Genomic DNA, 24460 nt, shown 5'->3' with positions numbered 1-24460 from the left:
TGCGAGTGTTTTATAGCAAAACGGCGTGCGCGGTGTATAAGAGAGCGCCGATAAATTCAGCAAAAGCGTTAAATTTATCGGTGCAAGATCAAGGGAGAAACGATGAAATTTTTAGACCGCTTGGGCGTGGATAGGAGCAGCTTTACTGATCTGTTTTCGGCATGTTTAGGCTGCGGCGCAAGGGTGCAAGAGATGGGCTCGAAGCTAATCATGAAGGGCAGGTGCCGCTCTGTGGATTTTGAGCGCGGTGAGACCCTCTTGGGCGACGATGCGCCGCGCACTATTTGGTATATCGGTAGCGAAGCAAGCGGCAGCCGCACGTGGCCGTGGGGTACGAGAACATAAACCGTCTCGATAAGCGGCTATTTACCCTTGCGCGAGATGTGCGCGACTTCGGCTTGCAGCACGGGCTAGCAGAGCTTAGCACGTCCAAGCTTGCACTAAGCGAGGAGATAAACGGGCATGCTCTAAGCGCGATCGCGTGCGGGCTATCGCAGGAGCCCGCAATCTACTACCGCTGCCCGCACGCCGGCGGAGCGGTGTTTGTGGCGTTCGTGGCAGGCGAGTGCGTGGCGCCAGATAGTACGATCAAGGCCGGTATGGACGCAAGCGAGCTTATCTCTTTGGCGTGCGATTACATAGGCGCATTTCAGCTAAATCACGCCGTTTTATCGGGGGCGCTTTTGATGAGAAACGGCACGAAATTTAGCGAAGCGGCGGGCAAGATCGTAGCAAATTTTAAAAATGATGCGCTCTTTTCGTTTGATAATTTGGGGCGGCTAAGCGAGGTAGAGTTCGCCGTATAGAGCCGCAAATATTGCGGCATGCATCTGCGGCTTTGAAATTTACGCCGTGAAATTCTGCTTCGTAAATTTTATATCTTAAAATTTTTAGCCTTAGAATTTTGCTCGGTAAAATTTAGATCGCAAAATTCCGCCGTGCGAAATTCTGCCTTAAAATTTTACGCCGTAAAATTCCGCTACAGGGTCTGCGCCCAAGCCTTTAAATTTTAAACCAAAATCAGCCGCCGTCGATGTCGAAATCAAGATGCTCTTTGAAATAGGCGCGCAACCTGCGGCGGTCGTTGCGACCGGGCGTGATCGCAAACCACAGCACGCGGTCGTTTAGATCCTTGCCGCGGATCAGCACGGTGTCGCGCAGCAAGATATCGTGAAAGTCGCCGTTTAGCCGCCACGACGAGAGCGCCTTGGCGAAGATAAAGATCACGACGCCCACGACCATTATCACGAATGCCATCCCCACGCGCTCGCTCATGGCGATACCGACTAGCCACAGCACGATGATCGATCCGATTCCAAATGTGAAGAACTGCTCGTGTTTTACGTAGCGGGAGTGGCTAAGCGCCGTGTAGCCGGTGCAGGTGCGCAAAAAGCCCGGAGTGAGCCTAACGTAATCGATATTAAAGAGCAGGATTTCGCTCTTGCGCTCGTTTGAGACGAAGGTGATCGCGTGGTCGTTAAATTTAAACAGCCCGCCGCCATCGCGCCCTTGATACCAAGCTACGCCGGCGATCAAAAGTCCTAAAATCCCGCCTCCACCGCGTCCGTGACCGTTTCCTAAAAAAAAATTATCTAAATCTAGCCCTGCCGACATGCCGTAAAAAAATATAAAAGCCATCATCGCAATGACGAAGATCACGATGAAAGAGTTGTCGTTTTTGATGCTAAATCCGCCTGCGCTCGTGGTTCGTGCGCTGCGGCTGCGAAGGGCGGCTTTGTAGTCTTTGGTAGTAAAAGTAGGCATAAAGCTCCCTTTCTTTCGGGCTTGCGAAACAGCTTGCGCGCGCTTTTAAAGCCCGTTTAAAACGGCGTAATTTTATAAAATTTCAGATCAAATTCGGATTAAATTTTAAATTTGAAGAGGCTTTGAAATTTAAGCGAGTTTCAAATTTAAAGGATTTGAAATTTAGCCGTCTAGCTGCGCTTAAAATTTGCGCTTTCGCTCAAATTTATAAAAAATTCGACATGCATAGGCGCCGAAAGATCGTAAATTTAGCCCGGGCTAAACCCCGTTTTTATATAATTGCACAAAATTTTAAAGGAGAAAAAATGAAAAAATTTTTTGCTTTGCTTTTTGCGGCGCTATTCTTTGTCGGTTGCGGACAGTCTCAACCGAAAGTGCCGATCGCAAGCGCGTATAAATTCAAAGGCATTACCTACCAACACTTCCAAAACCATAATCCGAAAAAATTTATCTATCAATCGCCGGAGGCGGTCGAGAAAAAGTACAATGAGCAGCTTTTAGCGGCGCTAAAAGAAGCGAACCTGCTGGATCAAAACTCTACCGACGAGCTTAAAATTACAATAAAGCACCACAGGGGCTTTACGGGTGAAGCTACTCCGTTTCCTAGCGATAGAATCGGTGGCATAGAGTTTATCTATGAGGTTAAACTAGTAAGAAACGGCCAAATTTTAAGAAGCTACGTGCAAAATGACATCGAGCATTACGATCCGGGATTTTTCGGCAATATGAAAACCATAGCGTTGCAAAATACAGACGATAGCTATGAAAATGCCGCGATCGCGGCCATGGTTAAGCATTTAATGGAGATCATAAAGAAATTTTAGCGGCCAGCTTGGGCACAACGCACGTGCCCGATGCCACATTTGACTAAATCATAAATGATTTTGACGCCTTGCTGGCTTTTAAATCGCGGGATTTTAAAAAATCGCTGCGAGCTTGAGCGGTAAAATTTAAAGAAGCGGATTACTTGAGGGCTATCGACATATCGATAGCTTCTCGCCAATGAAGCAGCAAACGCTTGGGAAATACGGCATTTAAATCCTTGCAATGCTCTAAAGTATAAAGAATTTCGGCGCTAAAATTAAACGCACTGGCTGGTGTATGCTTGTCGGCGTGTGCTGCGGATTTTGCGGCGAAATTTAAAAACGCGGTTTGCACGATTTAGCAGGTGCGAGTTTTACAGAAGCGCAGCTGCACGGACGATGCGAATGTGCGGCAAATTATCATAAATTTAAAGCGTAGCGGCGCTGCGCGATCTCATCAAATATGCAGAAAATTTTACGGCAAATTTAAAACGCAGTTTTTTGGAGTTAACATGGCGGATTAAAATGCGGCTTGCAGCGGCTAATGCGGTAAATTTGCTCTGTGGTTGCAGTTAAATTTTCCGCCGCGCGGAGTAAATGCCGCGCATAAATTGAATTCGCCGCGTAGAAGCTAAATTTTGCGTTGCAGTTAAATCGACAATAGTTTAAATCGCGGCAAGCTCAAATGCTATAAATTTAGAGCCCACCGCCGTAAGCGCTTGACTTAGGCTGAGCCGCGATCTTTTATTATAAGATGCCTATTGTTCGCATTCCTGCGGCTGTCTAAAACAAACCGCGCCGCGCTTTAAATTTTGAAATTTTATTTGAATAAGCTATTTACGCTCTCGTCGTGATATACGCGTCTGATGACCTCGCCGAAAAGCGGAGCGACGCTGATTACCTTGATGCGGTCGCTTTCCTGTTTTAGCGGGATCGTGTCGGTCACGACTAGGCCGTCCAGCGCGCCGCTTTCGATGCGCTCATATGCCGGGCCGCTTAGCACGGCGTGCGTACAAAACGCGCTGACGCTCTTCGCGCCCTGTTCCTTAAACGCGCCCGCAGCCTTGACGATGGTGCCCGCGGTATCGATCATATCGTCGATTAGGATCACGTCCTTGCCCGCGACGTCGCCGATGATGTTCATCACCTCGCTTTTGTTCGCCTCCTCGCGGCGCTTATCGACGATGACGAGATCGAGTGAGAGCTTTTTGGCGAAGCTTCTGGCGCGCGCGACGCCGCCCACGTCGGGGCTAGCGATGATCGGATTTTTTAAATTTTTCTCTTTCAGGTAGTCCAAAAATATCAGCGAGCCGTAGAGGTTATCGACGGGCACGTCGAAAAAGCCCTGTATCTGCCCCGCGTGCAGATCCATCGTGACGACGCGGTCGATCCCTGCCGTCTGCATCATATTCGCCACGAGCTTTGCGCTGATCGGTACGCGCGGGGCTGCCTTGCGGTCTTGGCGAGCGTAGCCGAAGTAGGGCACGACCGCCGTGATTGAGTTCGCGCTGGAGCGCTTCAGCGCGTCGGTTAGAATCAAAAGCTCCATCAGATTGGAGTTTGCGGGCGCGCAGGTCGGCTGGATGACGAAGACATCCTTACCGCGCACGCTCTCGCCGATCTGGACGCTGATTTCGCCGTCGCTGAAGGTTTTGATCGCGCATTCGCTAAGAGGTAGCGAGAGATATTTGGAGATTTTTTTGGCAAATTCGGGATTTGCGGTGCCGGAGAAAATTTTATATCCGCGCATTTTGATGACCTTTGGATTGAAATTTGCTCGAATTCTACATCAAAAGCGCTAAATTTTAGCTAATTCGCCCGCCGCGCTTGCGTAAAATTCATAAGCAAGCATCGCGGACCGCTGCCCGTTTGCGAGATAAATTCTTTAAAATTTCAGGGCGGCTCGGCTTGCCGCGGTCTTACTAGGGTGAAATTTGGCTTTGGATTGTAACCGATACGCGCGCAGGTCATCGGAGCCCGCGTTTTCTCGCTAGTATCTGCGCGGATGCGACTAAAACCGTATTGAAAAGTTTTATGAAAGTCTGATGGAGCGCATCAAACAAGTGGTGCGGTCAAAATCGTATCGCGGAGGGCATGGTGCCGATGAGTGCGAAATTTTATATTTGCGATACAGACGGGTAGAATTTATCTTTAAAGCTGCGGAGATTGTGCATAAATTTAGATTTAAGCCTGTGCGGGACGACTGCGCGAATACTTTGCGATATGTTAAATTTCGACTACCGCGGCGCATAAATTTTATATTTCTTGGGCGGTTAAATTTAAAATGCGTTTTGCTTTGGCGAAAATTTAAAGCTCGCTATCTAGAGCTTGATCGTGTGCCGCGAAATTTTAAAATTTATCGTGCAAGCTCCATTCGTCGCGTAAATTTATATATTGCCTTTACCGCTTAAATTTTAAAATCGTGCAGGCTTGCTTCGCCGTGTAAATTTCGGAATTGCTTTTGCACGTTTAAATTTTAAAATCGCACGGAGGTAAATTTAATCCGCATAAAGCGCTATTCTGTGATTTTGGTGGGCTCGCCGAATAGCCTATTTATCTCGGAGATCAAAATTTCCTTGCCGTCCTGCGCGCCGTTTGCGAGCTCGGCAAGACCTGCCTTGGCGGCGCGCACGCTCTTGCTCGTATCGCGGGGTTTTGCGGCGTAGTTTTGCGGATCGGTGGATCTTAACAGATCGTCCTTCTCCCCGTCGTCATCTCCTACAGAAATTTCGGAATTTTGCAGCTTGGAATTTGAAGCGGAATTTTGCGAATTGGAATTCGTCGTGGAATTTCGCTGCGCAGAATTTTGCGTCGCAGAATTTTTCAAATTTTGTTGCTCGGAATTTCTTGCCGCATCCGTTTGCAATTTTGCGGCTTGCGCTTCATTTGCGGTGGAATTTATTTGCGGCGCACAGCTCTGCTCGCTCTCTTGCTCGCCGGTTAAATTCTTATGATATTGCTTGCCTGCTTGCGTAGCTGCGTGATTTTCTTGCACGCTGCTAGAAGTGGGGCTTTCAGTAAAATTTTGTGCCGCGGAATTTACAGGGCTTTGCGAGGCCGAATTTGCAGGGCGTGTAGTATCGACGCCGGATTCGGAAGCCGCGTCTTGCGTAGAATTTTTGCTTTGCGTAGCGGTTGCGCCGCGTGCGGAATTCTGATCGCGCTCGCTTTGGGCGGGAACATCGCCGTTTTGCGGCGCGCTTTGCTCGATTTTGATTTTTGCGCCCTCGCCGAAAAGCGATTTTAGCACGCTATTTATCGCTCGCGAACCCTTGCGCAGGTACTCTCTGTCCTGCCCCTGCGCGCGCGAGAGCAGATACAGCGTGCCGCGCTCGAACTTTAAAAATTCCACGCACTTGCTAAATTTCTCGCCCATATCGTAATCGCGGTCGTAAATTTTGGCTAAAAAATTCTCGTAAATTTCATTTTGAGCGCCCGTTTTGACGGAAGAGCTAGAATTTTGCGCCTGCGCCGCCGCGCCCGGTTTGATCTCGCCGTTTGCGTCATGGCTCTGTTTTGCTGCACCGCCCGCACCGGAGTTTTGCGCCGTGTTTACGGGACGTTTTGCGCTCGCAGTAAAGCTCGGCACGCCGCTTATCGCGCTACCCCGGTCGCTTGACGCAAAAGCCGCGCCGCCCGGCTCGTTATTTGATGTAAAAGCCGCACTTTGATTGGAATTTGACCTGAAATTCGGTGCGGAGCTTTGCGCGTTTAAATTAGGCGCCGAAGCGGAAGCATAGTCCTCGCCTTGATCCAGCGATCTTCCGACCTCTATGAGCTCGTCGATCTCGCGCAGATTTACCGCCTCCATCATCATAAAAATCATCATAGAAATCGCGTAGGTATTGTCCGGGCTGATGGCGAGCATGCTCTTGGCGCCCGCTAAAATGCGGAAAAACCTCTCGTACATCAGCAGGCTAAATTTCGCGTCTCGGCGCAGAAATTTATCCTTTAAATTTGCGATCATCTCGTCGATTATCGTCTCGGCATTGTAGTTTTCGACCTCTTTGATGATCTCGATCGCGCCCGCGCGATCCTGGCGCAGCACGATGTCTAAAATTTCGCCAATTTTGGCAGGATCGAGCAAGCCCAGCATATCGGCGATCGCGCGCTGCGTGATTCCTTCACGGCTAAAGATGATCGCCTGATCGAGGAGCGTGAGCGTGTCTCGTAGCGAGCCCGAGCCGCTGCGAGCTAAAATTTCAAGCGCGCCATCTTCGTAAGCGATGTTTTCGGTTTTTAAAATTTGCGCAAGGTGCGCTACGACGGCGCTTTTGGCGATAGGTTTAAAGCGAAAGTGCTGCGTGCGCGATAGAACCGTGACGGGAAGCTTGAGCGGATCGGTAGTCGCAAGGATAAATTTTACGTAAGCAGGCGGCTCCTCAAGCGTCTTTAAAAGCGCGTTGGAGGCCTCTTTGGTGAGCATATGCACCTCGTCGATGATGAAAATTTTAAAGCGCGCGCTTGCGGGATGATACTTCGTCTGCTCGATGAGCTCGCGGATATCGTCGATCTTGCGGTGGCTGGCGGCATCCATCTCGATGATGTCGATGTGGCGCCCCTCGTTTGCCATTACGCAGTTATCGCAGACCTCGCACGGCTTGCCGGTAGGGCCTTTATCGCATAAAAGCGCTTTGGCAAAAATCCTAGCCGTCGAGGTTTTACCGCTGCCGCGAAGTCCGCTGAAAAGATATGCGTGGCTCAGCCTACCCGAATCCAGCGCGTGCGCGAGGCTTTTGGCGACGGCATCTTGACCGATGAGCTGCTCGAAGCTTTTGGGTCTGTATTTTAAAGCGAGTGCTTGCAAAATTTCTCCTTTGATCTTACAATGATACAAAAAAATCTATAAATTTTAAATTTAGTGCTACAATGCGCCCGAATTTCAGAAAAAGGATCGAAATGAAAAAATTTTTACTCGGCGTCTTTGCGCTATTTTTTGTCGCCTGCTCGCAAACTAGCAGCGTCATCAGCCTAAATCCGTATCTTTCTAAGGCCGATCAGACCGTAAGCGGCAAGTCGGTAAATATCAACGCGATCAACGATCAGCGCGAAAATCAGATGGTAATCGCCGTTATAAATGACAACGACGGCAAACTCGTCGATGAAGTGCTTTTAAAAAACAATCTCTCGGCGTGGTTCGATAAGGCTTTGCGCGCGGAGCTTGAGGCTCGCGGCGTAAGGATCGATCCAGCAAGCCCGAATATCGTAACCGTAAATATTAGAAGTATCTCGGCGGCGATCAACGGCTACTCGAAGGAAAATATGAGCGCAAGAGGCGAGATCGCGATCTCTATCGTGCAGGGCAACAAAACCACTACTAAGCGCGTTTCGCAGGATCAGAGCCAATTTACCGCGCTTCGTACGGCTAGATCGCTTAATCCTTTTGTGCAAAGCTTGCTTGGCGACATCGTCAAAAAATCCGCCGATCAAATCATCTTGACGCTTTAGATGCGCTGCGTAAATTGCGGCGCGTTTAGCCTGCGCACGATCTGCGCCGCCTGCGCCGCAAATTTAGCCGAATGCCGCCTAAGTATGCGGCAGGTGGAGGGCTTTAGCGTGTTTTATTACTACGGCTACTCCGAAATTCGAGAGCTTATACTTTCTAAACATCACGAATACGGCGCTGCGGTGCTTGCGCGCATAGCCTCTTTAAGCCTAGCGAAATTCCCGCTTCATCTGCAGCGCGAAATTTCTGCAAATCCGCAAAATTACGAAGCGTTTAAAACAGGAGGGATTTTTAAATTTAATGCCGTGCCGCTGGATGATGACGCTCGCAGCGGATATTCGCACACGGCGATCCTAGCCCGCGCGCTAAAAAGCGAGCTAATTGAGCCAAAATTTCGCTGCCTGCGCGCGCAAAACCGCGTCAAATACACCGGGCAGAGTTTAGAATTTCGCCTAAAACACAAGCGGAATTTTAAAATTTTAACCCCGCCGCAATTCCCCGTGATCCTAGTAGACGACATCATTACCTCGGGCCTTAGCATGCTGCAAGCGCGCGAGACTTTGATCGATGGCGGCTTTATGCCCGTGTGCGGCTTGGTTTTAGCTAATGCAAAAGAATAATTCGCTATAATCGCGCTTTAAAATTTAAAAGGATATTTATGCAATCAAATATGTTTGAAAATCAGGAGATCATTGATATCGACGTCGAGGAATCGATCAAGACGAGTTATCTTGATTACTCGATGAGCGTTATCATCGGTCGCGCGCTACCCGACGCCAGAGACGGCCTAAAGCCCGTGCATAGGCGAATTTTATATGCGATGAACGATCTTGGCGTGGGTTCTCGCCAGCCATACAAAAAATCCGCCCGTATCGTAGGCGACGTCATCGGTAAATACCATCCGCACGGCGATACCGCCGTTTACGATGCGCTCGTGCGAATGGCGCAGAGCTTTTCGATGAGAATTCCTTCCGTGGACGGTCAAGGTAACTTCGGATCGATCGACGGCGACGGAGCGGCGGCGATGAGGTACACCGAAGCGCGTATGACGCCGCTAGCCGAGGAGCTGCTAAAAGACCTGGATAAAGAGACGGTCGATTTCGTGCCGAACTACGATGAGAGCCTAAACGAGCCCGACGTATTGCCTGCGCGCGTGCCGAATTTGCTGCTTAACGGCTCGAGCGGAATCGCCGTTGGAATGGCGACGAATATCCCGCCGCATAGCTTAGATGAGCTTGTGGGCGGTCTTTTGATACTGCTTGAGAATAAAAACGCAAGCCTAGAGGAGATCATGGGCGAGATCAAGGGTCCGGATTTTCCGACCGGCGGCATAATTTACGGCAAAAAAGGGATCATCGAGGCGTATAAAACGGGCAGAGGGCGCGTTAAAATTCGTGCTAAAACCCATATCGAAAAAAAAGCTAGTAAAGACGTCATCGTAATCGATGAGCTGCCGTATCAGACCAATAAGGCGCGCCTCATTGAGCAGATCGCGGATCTCGTAAAGGAAAAGCAGATCGAAGGAATCTCCGAGGTGCGCGACGAGAGCGATCGCGACGGAATTCGCGTAGTAATCGAGCTTAAGCGCGACGCGATGAGCGAGATCGTGCTGAATAATCTATTTAAGCAAACCACGATGGAGGCGACCTTCGGCGTGATAATGCTCGCAATCGACGGCAAGGAGCCGAAGATTTTCACGCTGATAGAACTTTTGAAGCTGTTTTTGAACCACAGAAAAACCGTCATCATCCGCCGCACAATTTTTGAGCTTCAAAAAGCGCGCGCTAGAGCGCATATCTTAGAGGGCTTAAAGATCGCGTTAGATAATATTGACGAAGTGATTGACGTGATTAGAAATTCCGCCGACACCAACGTCGCGCGTGAAAATTTAATGAGCAGATTCGACCTTAGCGAGGCGCAATCGGGCGCGATTTTAGATATGAGGCTAAGCCGCCTAACGGGACTTGAGCGCGAAAAGATCGAGGAGGAGCTAAAAGAAATTTTAGCCGAGATAAAGCGGCTTGACGCGATCCTAAAGAGCGAGGAGCTAATTGAAGGTATCATCAAAGATGAGCTTTTGGAGATCAAGGATAAATTTAAATGTCCGCGCATCACCGAAATCGTCGATGACTACGAGGATATCGACATTGAAGATTTAATCGCGAATGAAAATATGGTCGTTACGATCACTCATCGCGGCTACATCAAGCGCGTGCCTAGCAAGACTTACGAGAAGCAAAAGCGCGGTGGCAAAGGGCGCGTGGCGGTTACGACGTATGACGATGATTTCATCGAGAGCTTTTTTACGAGTAACACCCACGATACGCTTATGTTTATTACCGACCGCGGGCAGCTTTACTGGCTCAAGGTCTATAAAATCCCGGAGGGCTCGCGCACCGCAAAGGGCAAGGCGGTAGTAAATTTAATCCAGCTGGGCGCGGACGAAAAGATCATGGCGATCATCCCTACGACCGATTTTGATCCGAGTAAGTCGCTCGTATTTTTCACTCGCAACGGCATCGTAAAACGCACGAATTTAAGCGAGTTTAAAAATATCCGTTCGCTCGGCATTCGCGCTATCAGCCTAGATGAGGACGATACGCTAGTAACCGCTCTCATCGCTCCAAACAGCGCCGAGGAGATGCAAAACTACAAAGGAGGCGCCCTAAGCGGCGACGATCTGGACGGCGGCGAGGCTGAGGAAATTCTAGAGCAGACCGAGCAGGATATTTTAGAGGGCAGCGAGGATGAAATTTCAGATGAAATTTCGCAAGACGAGGGCGCTCAAGATGGCGAGCCGCAAAGCACTAACGAAAATATGCTATTCATCGCTACGAAAAAGGGAATGTGCCTTAAATTTAATCTAAATAAAATTCGCCAGATGGGGCGCATCGCTCGCGGCGTAAAGGGGATTAAATTTAAAGAAAAAGGCGATGAAGTCATCGGTGCCGCGTTTATTCTAAGCGACATGCAAGAAATTTTAAGCGTGAGCCAAAAGGGTATCGGCAAGCGCACCACTGCGAGCGAGTATCGCCTCACAAACCGCGGCGGCAAGGGCGTCATCTGCATGAAGCTCACCAACCGCACGGGCGAGCTCATCGGCGTCGTGATGGTCGATGAGGAGATGGATCTCATGGCGCTAACCACCAGCGGCAAGATGATCCGCGTCGATATGCAAAGCATCCGCAAAGCAGGCCGCAATACCAGCGGCGTCATCGTCGTAAATGTCGAGGGCGACGACGTCGTGAGCATCGCGACTTGCCCGAAGGCCGAGGAGGGCGACGAGGGCGAAGCGGACGAGCTTGCGCAGGATGAAAATTTATTAAATTCAAATTTGGATAGCAAAGATTCGCAGAGCGACGGCCCTAGCGATGAAATTTTAAAAGGAGGAGAGGATGAGTAGTTATAATATCGCCATCGTAGGCGCTACCGGCGCCGTAGGCGAGGAGATTTTGCGCGTCTTAGACGAGATGAACTTCCCCGTAAAGGACATACTGCCGCTTGCAAGCGCAAAGAGCGCGGGCGAGAAGGTGGAATTCCGCGGCAAAGAATACGTCGTGAGGGAGCTTACCGACAGCACCTTCGACGAAAACGAGATCGACATCGCGTTTTTTAGCGCGGGCGGCTCCATTTCGGCGCATTACGTGCCATTTGCGGCGGCAAGCGGCGCGGTGGTGATCGACAACACGAGCCACTTTCGCATGCAAGAAAACGTCCCGCTCGTAGTGCCCGAGTGCAACCCGCAGGATATAAAGCTATGGGAAGAGACAGGTATCATCGCTAATCCGAACTGCTCAACTATCCAGATGGTTCAAATTCTTAAGCCGCTTGATGATGCGTTTGATATCGAGCGCGTGGACGTAAGCACCTACCAAGCCGCCAGCGGCGCAGGCAAAGAGGGCATGGAAGAGCTCGTGTTTCAGCTGCAGAAATTTTTTGAATTTAAGCTTGATGAGTGCAAACCTAAAGTTTTCGCGCACCAGCTAGCATTTAACGTCATTCCGCACATCGACGTCTTTTTGGACAACGACTACACCAAAGAAGAGATGAAGATGGTGAACGAAACGCAGAAAATTTTGCATAAAAACTTCGCCGTTTCGGCTACCTGCGTGCGCGTGCCGGTGCTTCGCAGCCACAGCGAGGCGATCACGATAAAATTTAAAAAAGATTTTGAGATTAGCCACGTGCGCGAAATTTTAAGAAACGCGCCTAGCATCGTGCTTGCAGACGATCCGAGCAAAAACGAGTACCCGATGCCGTTGCTTTCTAGCGATACGAACGAAACCTACGTCGGCAGGCTTCGCAGGGACAATTTCGACGATAAAATTTTGCACCTTTGGTGCAGCGCCGATCAGATCCGCGTCGGAGCGGCTACAAACGCCGTGCGCATCGCGCTTCGCTGGATCGATATGCAGCAAGACAAGTAGGATAATTTAGCAAGGCTGCCGAGTTTTTGCACGCAGATACAGTCGCGCGCGTGATTTCGGCGCCGAGGTCTGGCGAATAAAATTTGCAAATCAACTTAGTTAAAATTTAAGACCGCGAGCTGAAATTTTGCGCCCGATTAAAGGCGCAAAATTTAAATAGACTCAAATGGACGCGATCAAAAGAGATAAATTTATGCGGTTGTAAACGAGCGTAAATTTAAACGAACACTTCGGCATGGAGCGGTTTTTAAATTTATACGTTCGTTTGCGGAGCGCGCTACTCGAATTAAAATTTAAGGAAAAAATGAAAGCTATATTTGAAAAATTTTTGCTTTGCAGCAAATTTTTAACCCTCCTGCCCGTGCTTTTTTGCATCGCGGCAGGCGCGGCGATATTTGTGATGGCAAGCTACGAAATCTGCTCGGCGCTCTATAAAATCGTAGAATTTTTCCTAGCCCCGCAGAGCGAGGGAGCGCTTTACGTCGATATTTTAAGCGAGATAATAACGGCGATCGATCTGTATCTGGTCGCTATAGTGCTGCTAATCTTCGTATTTGGAATTTACGAGCTGTTTATCGACGAGTTTGTGGATCTAAATTTGCAAGTTTTAAAGATCGCCTCTCTCGAGGAGCTGAAGCACAAACTCGGTAGCGTCATCATAATGGTGCTTGTAGTGGATTTTTTCAAGCGAATTTTGCGCACCGATTTTACTACCCCTTTGGATATGCTTTTGCTCGCAGGGGCTATCTTCGCGGTTTGTTTGGCTTTGTATATTTTGAGTAAATTTAAAGGATAAAAATGGTTTTCATCGACGCATGCTTCGGCAAAGAGACCCCATACACGCCCATTTGGATGATGCGCCAGGCGGGGCGCTACCTGCCGCAATACATGGTGGTTCGCGAAAGGGCGGGCGATTTTTTGAGCCTGTGCCGCGACTATCGCGCTGCTAGCGAGGTAACGATCCAGCCCGTGGAGATTTTAGGCGTCGATGCGGCGATTTTATTTAGCGATATTTTGGTCGTGCCGATGCAGATGGGGATGGATCTGCGCTTCGAAGCGGGCGAGGGGCCGCGCTTTAGTGATCCGATCCGCTCTCAGAGCGATCTGGCGCGCCTAGATCCGCAAAAGGCCGCGGCAGAGCTCGGATACGTTTATGATACGATCTCGCTTACTCGCTCTCGCCTTGCCGCGGACAAAGCTCTCATCGGCTTTTGCGGCGCGCCGTGGACGATCGCTACCTATATGATCGAGGGCGGCGGCAGTAAAAATTACGCCGTTTGCAAAAGGATGCTCTACGAAAATCCGCAGCTTCTGCATGAAATTTTGCGCCTCGTTACGGAGGCGACGAAGCTTTATCTGGCGCACCAGATCGGCTCGGGCGTCGATGCGGTGCAGATTTTCGACAGCTGGGCGGGCGCGCTGGAGCCGAGCGCGTACGAGGAGTTCGGCTGGCGATACATCCTAGAAATCACGGAATTTTTAAAGGCGAAATTCCCGCATATCCCGCTCATCGTCTTTGCCAAGGGTACGGGCGCGCAGATGTCGCGGCTGAGCAGTATTGCGGCGCGGCGAGGCGAGGCGAGCTTTGACGTATGGGGCGTGGATTGGAGTACTCCGATTGAGCTTGCGCGCGAGCAGCTCGGGGGCAAATTTGCGCTTCAGGGCAACCTGGAACCGATGCGGCTATACGACCGCGGCGCGATAGAATCGGGCGTGCGCGAGATTTTAGTAGCGATGAAGGGTGCTGCGCATATCTTTAATCTAGGCCATGGAATTTTGCCCGACGTAAGCGTGCAAAACGCCAAATATCTGGTGGATCTGGTGCACGAGCTAAGCGCGCGCTAAAAATGGACTTTGCGAGAACTCGCTTGCAGCGCACCGCTGTGAAATTTCATAGAGCGTAGTTTAAAATTTTGCTCGCTTGTGTCGCTTGCTTTGCTTCCGCGCGATCTTTTCTGCTACCCATAAATTTTAAATTTTGCACCGCTTTCACGCTGCCAAAACAGCTGCGGAACGCAAAGCTTTAAATTTTAAAATTCTGCGCCGTTTTGCGCGGCGGTATCGCTAAATTTTAAAATTTAGTCTAAATTTGAAATTTTATGCTGCTTTTACGCCGAGCGAGGCTTAAAATTTTACGCGCTATGTATGCGGCGGCGTAAAAATACCGCGAGCTTGCGATTTTAAATTTAGCCCGCGCTTTAAATTTATAGCTCTCGCGCCCCAAATTTAAGGATAAATTCAAAACTCTAAGCTTAAAATTCCGTTCGTAGCGGGGGCGGCGCGCGGAAGAGGATTTTCGCATAAAAGCGGCGCCGAATTTCGGCGCGCGGAAGTTAAATTTCAAGGTATAAATTTGCTACGTAGAGTTTTCAAGGCTCGATGCAAAGCGTTATTGGCGCGAGGCTTGAGATCGGTATAAACTTGCTACGTAAAATTTAAAAGCGGGATTTTCTAGCTAAATTTTTAAAAGCAAATTTCAGCAAAATTTCACGATGCAGAATTTCAAATTAAAATTTTGCAAATTAAATTCCGCAAAGTAAATTTCAAAGCGAAATCTCGCGCCAAAAACGCCGCTGCACATAAATCAAATCATGGAGCAAAAATGAGATATATTTTCGGACCCGTCGCCTCGCGTAGGTTCGGGCGCAGCCTCGGCATCGATCTGAGCCCGCAGCGCAAGCAGTGCAACTTCAACTGCGTCTATTGCGAGCTGGGCGCGGGCAAGCCGGTAAGCGCGATGAGCGAGCCCTGTGAGATCGGCCCAGTCATCGCCGAGCTGAAAACCGCGCTGCAAAGCCATGCGGGCATTGACGTCATCACGATCACGGCAAACGGCGAACCTACGCTACATCCGCGCTTTGCAGAACTCGTAGACGCGCTAAAGGCGCTAAATCTGCCGCAGAAGCTGCTCGTTTTGTCAAACGGTTCGCTCGTGCGCGAAAACAGCGCGGCGTTAGCGAAGATTGATATTTGCAAATTTTCGCTAGATAGCGTGCTTGCGAAAAGCTTTCGCAAGGTGGACGGCCCGCATGCAGGCATTAGCGCCGAGGATATCGTAAGCGCGATCGCGGATTTTGCGCGCGAGTTTCGCGGCGAGCTTGATATCGAAATCCTAGTCGTGCGCGGGCTAAACGACACGCAAGAGGATTTCGCAGCGCTGAATGTGGCTTTAGCTCGCATCAACCCGCACCGCGTCGATCTCGGTACTATCGATCGCCCGCCTGCATACCGCGCAGAGGGGGTGAGCGAGGCACAGCTACGCTATCTGGCCACTTTCATCGAAAATCAAAACGTAAATATCATCGCCGCGCCACATTATGCAAGTGAGCGGCTGAGTTTTAGCGAGGATGAGATATTGCATACTTTGGCACGTCGTCCTCAGCGCACGAGCGACGTGGAGGCGATGTTTGACGAAGCGAGCGCACAGCTTTTAAAGCGTCTTGCGGGTGCGGGTAAGGTTGTTTTTAAAGACGGTTTTTACGAGATTGCAAAAGGCTAAGGCATTAAATTTTAAAAGCTTTTTTACGGCGCGGCGAGGTAAAAAGCGGCTTGCATGAAGGCGTCGTTGCAGGCGGTGCCCGCCGCGCGCCGAGCTAGGGAGGCGGTGCAAGAAGGCTAGCGTTAAATTTAGCGCCTAGTTGCGCCGCTGCCGCAAAGATGCTAGCACGCCCGGTTTTAGGAAACGATGCTGCCGCGGCGTGCGTTGGTCTTTAATAGGCTAAGCGGTGCTTAAAAGCGCCGTTAAATTATGAAATTTATACACACGGAGCAAAGATACAGACCCCAAACGGCGCTTTTGGGTACCGATAGATTATTGAAGTAGGCCTAATGGATAGCAAAAGCGGGTTTGGACTTGCTGGAAATCGTGAAATGTGCGCCTTTAAATTTAGTCTGCTTACCGTGCTTGCTTGGGTTTTTTTGCATTCATTTTGGCGGATTTTAATCGTCCGCGTGTCGAATGCGCGCTCATGCACGATACCTGCGTGCTTCAATACCTGCGATCGGCTAGCGCATAAACGCCGTGAAATTTTATCGCATACTTCGGTTTTTAAATTTAAAATTTAGCTCGCAGAATTTGATTGCGCTGAAATTTTGGCGCGGATCGCGCTAAAAGCCCGCGCCACAAATCGTCGCGGCCGATAAAATTTAATTCGCGTCGTTTTGCCGCGAGAAAATTCTATGGAATTTTTTGAATAGTGGCTGCAAAATTTCAAGCCGTTGTGCGCCTTGCGGCGATGCTAAAATTCTGCCGCGATAGAATTTCGCGGCGGAATTTTACGCCGCTCGGCGTATCCGCTAGAGCGAGCTTTAGGCGATAAAATTTTAGGGCAGAGCTGCGGGCAAAATTTTAAATTCTAAGATGAAATTTTGCCCGTTAAGTCTAGCGCGCGACTATTTCGTCGATCCAGTTAAAAAGCTCATCCAGATCGTAATCGCCGCCGTGTCCTTGCCCCCAAGGCACCGCGAAATCGACGTTTTTGCCCGCATTTTGCAAGCTAAGCGCCAAAATAGCGGGGATCGCAAGCGCAGTATCGCGATCGCTCGCGCCGTGTCGGATACGGTAAAATTTCGCGCCGTTTCCGCTATGCACGAAGCTCATCGCATCCATCATCTCTACGATCCGCGCATCTGCGATCAGCACCCCTTTGGCGGGGTCATTCATCGCGCCAAAATCCGTAAAATGCGCCGCGTTAAATTTGGCGCCGCCGAACAGCTCGTTTTCGGGATTTTCAAGCGCAAAGCCGTCGAATGCGGGCGGAGTCTTGGCGCGCGGCTTGGCAGTCGCGTAGCCCCAAAAAAGCATATGCGATTGCGATGCGTCGTCCTTGATCTTGGCGGCTAGGTATAGGGGCGCCTTCGCGCGCGGATTTTTCGCCGTAAAATTAGCAAACGAGGCCGATATGAGCCCGTTTATGTAATCTTTGAAGCTGCCGTCGCCGTTTTTATCCAGGCTTAGCGCGCGGCCGCCCCCATCCTTTAAGCTTAGCGAGTTCAGATAGGCAGGGAATTGCGCCTTTAGCTCGTCTGAAATTTTAATCTGCGCTGCGCTTAGTTTGCCGCTTAGCATCTTGCGCGCGGGCTTTGCGGCGCTTTGATCCGCGCCTTTTTTGGAATTTTTTTCAGCGCCGCTAGAATTTTCGTCACGCTCGTTAAATCCCGCCGCATCAAGGCCGCTAAAATCCATCTTTTCATATTCGCTCTGCGCGCCGAACATCCACTCATACGCCGCGTCCGCGTGCTTCAGATTTGCGATCGGGCAGTATGCGGACGCCGCGTAAATTTTATCGCTAGCCTTCGCAGCGCCCAGCTCTTGCAGATACGGCTCGTACGCGGCCTCGTCTCCGCTCGTGCCCAAAAGTGCCGAGAGCGCTCCGCCCGCGCTCGTGCCGTTTGAGACGATCTTGTTCGCGTCCCCGGGCATCGCCGCGTCGTTAAATTTTAGATACCGCACGGCTGCCTTTAGATCGACGATCGCTGCGGGCGCCTTACCGATATAATCGCCGTTTGCGCCCTTTAGCGTGCGTCCGCGCGCTGCGGGAGCGGCTACGACGTAACCGCGCGAAAGCGCCGTAGCGATCGCGTTTGGTTTGCCGCTTTCGTCTATTTTGACCTCGCCCGCTTCGCCGGGCATGTAGCCGCCCACGCCGTTTGGCAAAAATATCGGAGCGCTCGCGGCGTCAAATTTGCCGCTCTTGCCACCATCAAAATACTGCTGCGGGATGAAGATATTCATGCTCTGATAGTGCGCGCTTACGGGTTTTGCGACGTAGATTATGTTTTTATAGGCGCGAAATTTTATCTTTTTGCCGCCTACGATCACGCTTTCTTGCGTAAAATTTGCGGCGTTAAATTTCAAACTCGCTTGTGCGTCCTGCGTCGCCGCAACCTCGGCGTTTAGGCTTAGCGCGCCGCAAAGTATCGCGGCAGCGCCTAAAGCAAGGGATTTTTTACTCACTGAAGTATCCTTTCTGTTTTAATATTGCCGCTTTTTAGTCCTTTAAGCAGCTTAATGACAAAGCTAATTTTAGCAAAACTCGGCGAATACTTAAAACCTCTACGCGCCTAAATTTTGAAATTTAAATGCAAAGGCATCTGCAAGTTGAAAGAAATTTTAAACTCGAAGTGTTAATTTTAGTGGGTATTTGCAATCCGCCGCCGCAAAAGCTGGCTGCATCAAATTCTGCTCGTTAATTCATAAGCTTGAGCTGCGTTTCGAAGGCGGATTTGGGGTAGAGGCCGATGAGTTTTTTGACCGCTTTGCCGTTCTTATCGTAGATCACCGACGTGGGGGTGCCGAAAATGCCGCCTACGATGGTTTCAAAGTATTTTACGGAGTTTGCGCCGCTGACGCTTGGGAATTTTATCCCCTTTTCACGAGCGATCGCGGCGTCGGCTTCTAAGCCTTTACCATCGCCTAGAATGCCGATAATCAGCGCGTCGCCGTTAGCTTGCAGCTCGTTTAGCGCGGGCACTTGGGCTTTGCACGCGCCGCAGCCGCTAGTATAGAAAAACAGCACAAACGGCTTGTCGTTGCCCTCGATCTTTAGTGTGCGCTCGGAGGGGTCGAACTTGGAGGCGAGCGAGGTACCGTCGCTGCTTAGATGGTGCTTCCATCCGTCGCAGCCTGCGAGTAGCAGCGCGAGCACAGCGGCAGTAACTTTTAGATTTAAAAATTTTATCATCTAAAACTCGCCTTCGGGCGCGCTAAATCGGCCTTTAAATTTGCGTTTGAAATTTTAAAATTTACGGCGCGATCTCTGCCGGAATTTATATCGCGATCCGTATTAGAATTTATGCCGTGACACATGCCGCGATCTGCGCTAGAATTTATATCGCGGTATGCGTTGAAATTTATGTCTCGATCCGTGTAGCAATCCGCGCTAAAATCTATGTAGCGACCTGCCTCGCAATTCGTACTCGCAGCGTTTCGGTTTTTAAAATTTTGACTTTTTAAATTTTTACCCACTCCGCTCGGTTTTGCGACGGCGTTTGATCTTTCGAGACAAACAGCTTCGGCGGGACATGCGCAGCAAAGAATCTCACCTGCTCGCGCGAGCTTTGTGCGAACCCAAAAAAAGCGCGAGCGGGCGGTGAAATTTTTAAATTTTAACGTAGCTTTATTTTTCATCATGCGAGTTAAATTTTACGCACCGGAATTCTGCGCGTCTGAATTTTTAGCACCTTGATTTTCGCCGTTAGAATTTTCGGCACTCTGATCTTCGCCACCTAAATTTTGCGAAGCGGAATTTTTCTCATTCGTGCTCGAATTTTTATCGCCGTTCTTCGCTTTTAAATTTTCGGCGCTAGAGCTTTGCGAAGCGCTTTCGTTTGGATTGCGATCTGAAATTTTATCCTGCGAGCCGAGATTGTGCTTCATCGTGCTTTGATCCAAAAGTTCTATTCGATCGAGCTTGCCGTGTCTTAGGCGCACCACTTTGTCGGCAAATTTGCCGAGCTCTTCGTTGTGCGTGACCAAAAGCAGCGTCTTGCCCTCGCTACGAAGCGTCTGAAAGAGCTGCAAAACCACGCGCTCGTTGGCCTCGTCGAGGTTGCCCGTAGGTTCATCCGCGATGATGATGTCGGGATCATTGATGAGTGCGCGCGCGATGCAGACACGCTGCTGCTCGCCGCCACTAAGCTCGCTAGGGCGGTGCGTGATGCGGTGTCCGAGCCCTACTTTCTCAAGTGCTGCCTTGGCACTGCCCTCGTCCACGCAGCTGTGGTAGTATTGATTTAACATGACGTTTTCAACGGCCGTTAGGTAAGGGATTAGGTGAAACTGCTGAAACACGAGGCCGATCTTTTTGCGGCGAAATTCTAAAATTTGCTCGTCGTTTAGCGCGCTCGCGTCGGCTCCGCCTAGGATATATCTGCCCGCAGTGGGGGTGTCCATCAGGCTTAGGATATTTACGAGCGTGCTTTTGCCGCTGCCGCTTGGGCCCATTATGCTGACCCACTCGCCGCTTAAAACGTCGAAGCTGATATTATCGAGAGCCTTGACCTCGCCGAAGTATTTGCAGATACCTTCAAATTTTAAAATTTCCATGTCATTCCCTTAATAGATTCGCTAAATTTGGATTCAGCGCCTTTTTGATCGGATAATAGCTTGCCGCGAGCGCAAAAATCAGGCTCAGCGCGACCGCCGCAAAGAGGCTGATTAGCCTAAAATCCACGCTGCTTGAAAATATCAGATGCCCGAGCAAGATCGCGAGCAGGTATCCCACGAATACTCCAGCTAGCGAGCCTGCAACGCAGACGGTTAAAATTTCACTCAGGATCAGGTGAAGCAAATTTTGCTTGCTCGCGCCGATTGCGCGGATGAGCGCGAACTCTTTGATCCGCGAAAGCAAGATCGAGCTAAGGCTCGTGTTGATGCAGACCGAAGTGATCAGAAGGATCGTAATGCCGATAAGAAGCATCAAAAGCTTGATTTTATTTAAGATGATGCCTTGGGTCTTGGATACCTTGCCGATCGGCGCAAAGCTCATCTGCGCATCGCTCAGGCTTTTTGAAATTTCGCTAAGCTGCTTAAAATCGCCGCTTACGATCGCTTCGGCGTAATTTACCTGCGCAGGCTGATTTAAAATTTTTTGCGCCAGCGGCAGCGAGATTAGCAGCATGCCGTCCTCTTTCTGCCCGTCATAGACGATGCCTTTTATCTTTACCTTGCTCGTTTCGTTTGAGCCGATCGGCGTGATCTCGATACTATCGCCGAGCTTCGCGCCCAAAAGTTTGGCGAGATCCTGCCCGATGAGCGCGTTTTTATCGTCGAAATCCACGCCTATAAACGAGCCCTCTTTGAGATCCAAAAACGGCATCGTATCACGCAGAGAGGAGAAATTTACCCCCATGATGATGCCTGAGTTTACGCCTAAATTTGCGCTGCCGAAAAGGTATTTATTCGCGCTTTTTAGAGCTGGAATTTTGGCAAATTTTGCATCGAGTGCCGCTTCGTCCATATGGGAATTTTCTAAATTCGCAGGGCTTACGATTAAATTTGCGCCATAGCTGTTTAACTCGCTGGCGACCTTTTTATCGATGTCGGCGTAGATATTTACGAACGCCGCGCAAACTGCGCTGCCTAGCATTATCGCGACGAAAATCACGAAGCTGCGGATACCGCTGTTGATGATACTTTTAAAGATCGCGCCTCTGAAAAACGCTCCGTTATTTCCTACCATAAAGCACCTCCGCAGGCAGTAGCTTGATCACTCCGCGTAGCGGTAAGATCGAGCCGATAATGCAAATAAGAAGTCCAAAGACGATGCTAAGCGGAAAGACCATCAGCGACACGCCGATGAATGAGCCAAAAATTTGATACGCGATCGCCCAGCTAAGCGCGTAGCCCACGACTGCACCCACGAGTGAGCTTGCTATACAGATGACGAAAATTTCAGCGGCGAACTGGATATAGATCATAAAATTGCTCGCTCCCAGCGCCTTAAGCAAGCCGATCTCCTTTTTACGCTTGTAAATTTCGCTGCTTAGCAGGCTCGTGATGCAGATGCTTGAGATTAGCAGCGACAGAATGCTTACGACGCCCATTAAATTTTGAATCTTCTTCGTGATGCCGCTTTGAGCTTCGCTGACGCTAAGCACCGCCTTGGCGCTTGCGTTTGGATACTCCTCGGTGATCTGATATGCGATGGAGCTTACGTATGCCGAGCAATACCAGGTGTCGTATTCTGTGGCGTCTAGATTATCGAGGCTCCTTCTTGCCTTTACGGACAGATCGTCTTCGGGGATCGTCATGGCGCTAACTTCTGCCTTGGCGATGAGACCCTCTTTGTGCGTTAGCTTTTGCACTAGCGATAAATTTGCGATTAGCTTTTTAGCTTCATCCTCCGCGCCGTGCAAAATCCCAACGACTTTAACCTCATAATCTCCAAGCTTAACCGTATCGCCGATCTTTAGCCCAAGCCCGTCGCCTGCAAGCACCTCATTCTCGGCGCCGTCTTTTACCCACTGCCCCTCTACGCTCCAAAACGGATAGAGCGAGCGCACGCCCGATCTGAAATCAGGCTCATCGCTAACGCCTACGTCCTTTTCGAAGTAGGTTCCCACGACGTCGTAATCTCCCGTGCGGGTAGTCAAAAAGGGCGCAAAGGCGGTGATATTGTTGCGCCAAAAAATTTCTTTGATCTTATGCAGATCGCTCTCTTTTAAGAAATCGTCGTTTTTAAGCGGAGAGTATTCGCGCCCGCCGATCTCGATACTTAGGCTTTGCGAGCGCGGCAGCACGACGATATTCGAGCCGTAGCTGCGTAGCTCCTTAGCGACCTGATCGCCGATTTTTAGCGTGATATTTAGCATGCAAGCGATTAGCGAGACCGATAAAAATATGGTCAAAAACGCTAAAATTTTGCTATCCCTGGAGTTTAAAATGGAGGATTTGATGATGCGTAAAAACATTATTTAAGCTCCTTTAGCGTGCCGTTTTCATCTACATAACGCTCGGGGTGCGCGGTGAAGGCGTTTGCATTCGCTTCACTTTCGAAAAAGTATGTGCGTCCGTAGTAAAGATAGCTAAATTTAGAGGTGTTTAAAATTTCTTTTCTACTGACCGGATCGATCACCTTTTTATCCACGATCTCCGAGAAATAGGACGCGCCATCCTCAATCGTCTTAAGCGCGATAACGATATTTTGCCCCTCTAGCTTATAATCCAGCGGGATCGGGTTGCAGCCGCCCAGCTTGCCGACGCTCGGCAAAAATATCCGCACGTTGCAAGCGATGCAGATGAGCTCGTCGCCTTTTTTAATGTAGCCCATATCGCCGCAGATCGAGCACGCGTCAAAAACCGCGACCGGGGCAAATTTGTCCGTGAAGCGGTTTAATATAAAAAACCTGACCTTATGCCCGTCGTCGGTAACGTAGGCAAAGCGGTGCAGCTTGCCGTCCTTTACGATGTTTGCATCGATTACGAATTCCGCGCCTTGCGGCTCGATAATCTTAGGCTCATCGATCGTAGGCGGTTTTGAAGCAACCAAGATATAATAAAGCCCCAAAAAGCTGATTAAAATCCCAAGCGATAAGATCAGGCTAAAATCTCTAAAAATAGCGAATCTGCCCGCCTTAACCTCTCTAAATTTTATAATGCCCGCTTCGCGAGGTACTCGGCTTGGCGCACGAAATGCCGTAAGCAGCGCAATTAACGCGGCTATAAGGCAAAGAGCTAGCGTCAGATAGGAGTTATTGTAGTGGATGATTTTAGCGATGACGCTTAGAAATTCGGACGAGCCGATCGCGTTTGAAAGCCCTTCAAAACCCTTCGCAGCTAGCGCTTTCGGTGCATCCGCCTGGCGCAGATCAAGGCCTAAAAAGCCGATTTTAGCGATAAAGGCAAACGCCCACACGATGACGAATGACGCCAGCCTTGCGCCTCTGCTCGCGCGCGCTAGAGCTGAGCGATAAATAAAATAGAATAAAATTAGCGCCAGCGCACCTAAAACCGCCATGAAGAGGTTGGTTAGGCTGAAGCTGTCCAGCAGCTCGCCGGAGAAAATTTTAAAATTCATCCCTATGAAGCGGTATTCAAATCCATACGCGCAACCAAGAGCAAAAATAACTGCGGCGGTGAGATAAAAACGCTTAAGCTTAAATGCAAGCAGTAGCGCGAGCATCGCTAAAAGCGCGAGCGCGTCAAATATAATCTTGCCCGTATCGGTGCTTGCCGAGCGCGCAAACGCGCTAAAGCACAGCACCCCGAACGTAGCCCCCAAAAGCGCGGGCAAAAATGATACGCTGATAAAGCGCCTGCCGCCCAGATACGCGCTTAAAAACGCGAGCGGAAATAGAGCCAAGCTAACGTGATAAAAAAATATCGTCATCAAAAATCCTCATTGAGCCTAATGCGCGTAAATCGCCTATAATTGCTTAAATTTTAAAATTTTAAAACCTACGCCGTTTTGTAAATTTTAAAATTTCAAATCCGCTTGCAAAAAGTTCGCAGCAATAAGAGCCGCCCGCAAAGAAAAATTTCGCCTCGCTCTTGCTTTGGTTTTGTCTCACCCTTGCGG

20 protein-coding genes and 1 pseudogene are annotated in these 24460 nt (G+C 49.8%); 11 read left to right on the top strand and 10 right to left on the bottom strand.

Annotated elements, in window-relative coordinates:
• Positions 1-102 precede the first annotated feature (102 nt).
• Both CGRAC_RS08600 and CGRAC_RS08595 read left to right on the top strand, forming a co-directional pair.
• The gene (locus tag CGRAC_RS08600) at positions 103-345 is read left to right on the top strand and encodes a hypothetical protein (protein WP_005873092.1); all 243 of its coding nucleotides are present in this window, start codon (positions 103-105) and stop codon (positions 343-345) included.
• Positions 327-806, top strand: coding sequence for a DUF6882 domain-containing protein (locus CGRAC_RS08595; RefSeq protein ID WP_143297836.1), 480 nt, complete (start codon positions 327-329; stop codon positions 804-806). Before CGRAC_RS08600 ends, CGRAC_RS08595 begins: the two co-directional genes overlap by 19 nt.
• Positions 807-1020: 214 nt before the next feature.
• On the opposite strand, the gene CGRAC_RS08590 is transcribed toward CGRAC_RS08595, so the two are convergent.
• On the bottom strand, positions 1021-1764 hold the full coding sequence (locus CGRAC_RS08590) for a hypothetical protein (RefSeq protein WP_005873090.1): 744 nt from the start codon (positions 1762-1764) through the stop codon (positions 1021-1023).
• Positions 1765-2069: 305 nt separating this feature from the next.
• On the opposite strand from CGRAC_RS08590, the gene CGRAC_RS08585 reads away from it, so the two are divergent.
• Complete coding sequence (locus CGRAC_RS08585; protein WP_040304442.1) at positions 2070-2588, top strand: hypothetical protein; 519 nt, start codon at positions 2070-2072, stop codon at positions 2586-2588.
• Between the two features lie 799 nt (positions 2589-3387).
• Here CGRAC_RS08585 and CGRAC_RS08575 read toward each other — a convergent pair.
• Both CGRAC_RS08575 and CGRAC_RS11585 read right to left on the bottom strand, forming a co-directional pair.
• Entirely contained in the window at positions 3388-4317 is a 930-nt protein-coding gene (locus CGRAC_RS08575; protein ID WP_005873085.1) for a ribose-phosphate pyrophosphokinase, read from the bottom strand.
• 765 nt (positions 4318-5082) lie between these two features.
• Positions 5083-7374: a DNA polymerase III subunit gamma/tau gene (locus tag CGRAC_RS11585; RefSeq protein ID WP_005873083.1), complete on the bottom strand. Its 2292-nt coding sequence runs from the start codon at positions 7372-7374 to the stop codon at positions 5083-5085.
• A gap of 92 nt (positions 7375-7466) precedes the next feature.
• Between CGRAC_RS11585 and CGRAC_RS08560 the strand changes: the two genes are divergently transcribed.
• From CGRAC_RS08560 to CGRAC_RS08520, 8 genes are all read left to right on the top strand, one after another.
• Positions 7467-8015 carry a YajG family lipoprotein gene (locus CGRAC_RS08560; RefSeq protein WP_005873082.1) on the top strand — a complete coding sequence of 183 codons (549 nt, stop codon included), beginning with the start codon at positions 7467-7469 and terminating at the stop codon, positions 8013-8015.
• The gene (locus CGRAC_RS08555; RefSeq protein ID WP_005873081.1) at positions 8016-8633 is read left to right on the top strand and encodes a ComF family protein; all 618 of its coding nucleotides are present in this window, start codon (positions 8016-8018) and stop codon (positions 8631-8633) included.
• A 38-nt stretch (positions 8634-8671) separates the two neighbouring features.
• Entirely contained in the window at positions 8672-11416 is a 2745-nt protein-coding gene (gyrA, locus tag CGRAC_RS08550; protein ID WP_005873080.1) for a DNA gyrase subunit A, read from the top strand.
• Positions 11409-12440, top strand: coding sequence for an aspartate-semialdehyde dehydrogenase (locus CGRAC_RS08545; protein ID WP_005873079.1), 1032 nt, complete (start codon positions 11409-11411; stop codon positions 12438-12440). Before gyrA ends, CGRAC_RS08545 begins: the two co-directional genes overlap by 8 nt.
• Positions 12441-12744: 304 nt before the next feature.
• Entirely contained in the window at positions 12745-13236 is a 492-nt protein-coding gene (locus tag CGRAC_RS08540; protein ID WP_005873077.1) for a YqhA family protein, read from the top strand.
• A gap of 2 nt (positions 13237-13238) precedes the next feature.
• Positions 13239-14285: a uroporphyrinogen decarboxylase gene (gene hemE / locus CGRAC_RS08535; RefSeq protein ID WP_005873076.1), complete on the top strand. Its 1047-nt coding sequence runs from the start codon at positions 13239-13241 to the stop codon at positions 14283-14285.
• Between the two features lie 757 nt (positions 14286-15042).
• Entirely contained in the window at positions 15043-15939 is an 897-nt protein-coding gene (locus CGRAC_RS08525) for a radical SAM protein (RefSeq protein ID WP_050346336.1), read from the top strand.
• A 329-nt stretch (positions 15940-16268) separates the two neighbouring features.
• On the top strand, positions 16269-16505 hold the full coding sequence (locus CGRAC_RS08520) for a hypothetical protein (RefSeq protein WP_040303259.1): 237 nt from the start codon (positions 16269-16271) through the stop codon (positions 16503-16505).
• 316 nt (positions 16506-16821) lie between these two features.
• On the opposite strand, the gene CGRAC_RS08515 is transcribed toward CGRAC_RS08520, so the two are convergent.
• From CGRAC_RS08515 to CGRAC_RS08485, 7 genes and pseudogenes are all read right to left on the bottom strand, one after another.
• Positions 16822-18396: a subtype B tannase gene (locus CGRAC_RS08515; protein ID WP_005869315.1), complete on the bottom strand. Its 1575-nt coding sequence runs from the start codon at positions 18394-18396 to the stop codon at positions 16822-16824.
• Positions 18397-18628: 232 nt separating this feature from the next.
• A complete protein-coding gene (locus tag CGRAC_RS08510; RefSeq protein WP_005869317.1) occupies positions 18629-19123 on the bottom strand; it encodes a TlpA family protein disulfide reductase in 495 nt (164 codons plus the stop codon).
• A complete protein-coding gene (locus tag CGRAC_RS08505; protein ID WP_040303261.1) occupies positions 19120-19569 on the bottom strand; it encodes a hypothetical protein in 450 nt (149 codons plus the stop codon). The genes CGRAC_RS08510 and CGRAC_RS08505 overlap by 4 nt, the downstream gene beginning before the upstream one ends.
• A 279-nt stretch (positions 19570-19848) precedes the next feature.
• Positions 19849-20487, bottom strand: a pseudogene (locus CGRAC_RS08500) (ABC transporter ATP-binding protein); the annotation flags it as partial.
• Between the two features lies 1 nt (position 20488).
• The gene (locus CGRAC_RS08495; protein ID WP_005869323.1) at positions 20489-21622 is read right to left on the bottom strand and encodes an ABC transporter permease; all 1134 of its coding nucleotides are present in this window, start codon (positions 21620-21622) and stop codon (positions 20489-20491) included.
• Positions 21609-22853, bottom strand: a complete 1245-nt coding sequence (locus CGRAC_RS08490) for an ABC transporter permease (protein WP_005869325.1) — start codon at positions 22851-22853, stop codon at positions 21609-21611. Before CGRAC_RS08490 ends, CGRAC_RS08495 begins: the two co-directional genes overlap by 14 nt.
• Entirely contained in the window at positions 22853-24271 is a 1419-nt protein-coding gene (locus CGRAC_RS08485) for a Fe-S-containing protein (protein WP_005869327.1), read from the bottom strand. The genes CGRAC_RS08490 and CGRAC_RS08485 overlap by 1 nt, the downstream gene beginning before the upstream one ends.
• Positions 24272-24460: the final 189 nt, after the last annotated feature.

The sequence above is a fragment of the Campylobacter gracilis genome, assembly GCF_001190745.1.
Classification (GTDB): Bacteria; Campylobacterota; Campylobacteria; order Campylobacterales; family Campylobacteraceae; genus Campylobacter_B; species Campylobacter_B gracilis.
Note: the sequence above shows the minus strand (reverse complement) of the source record. Positions and strands in the feature narration are given on the sequence as shown.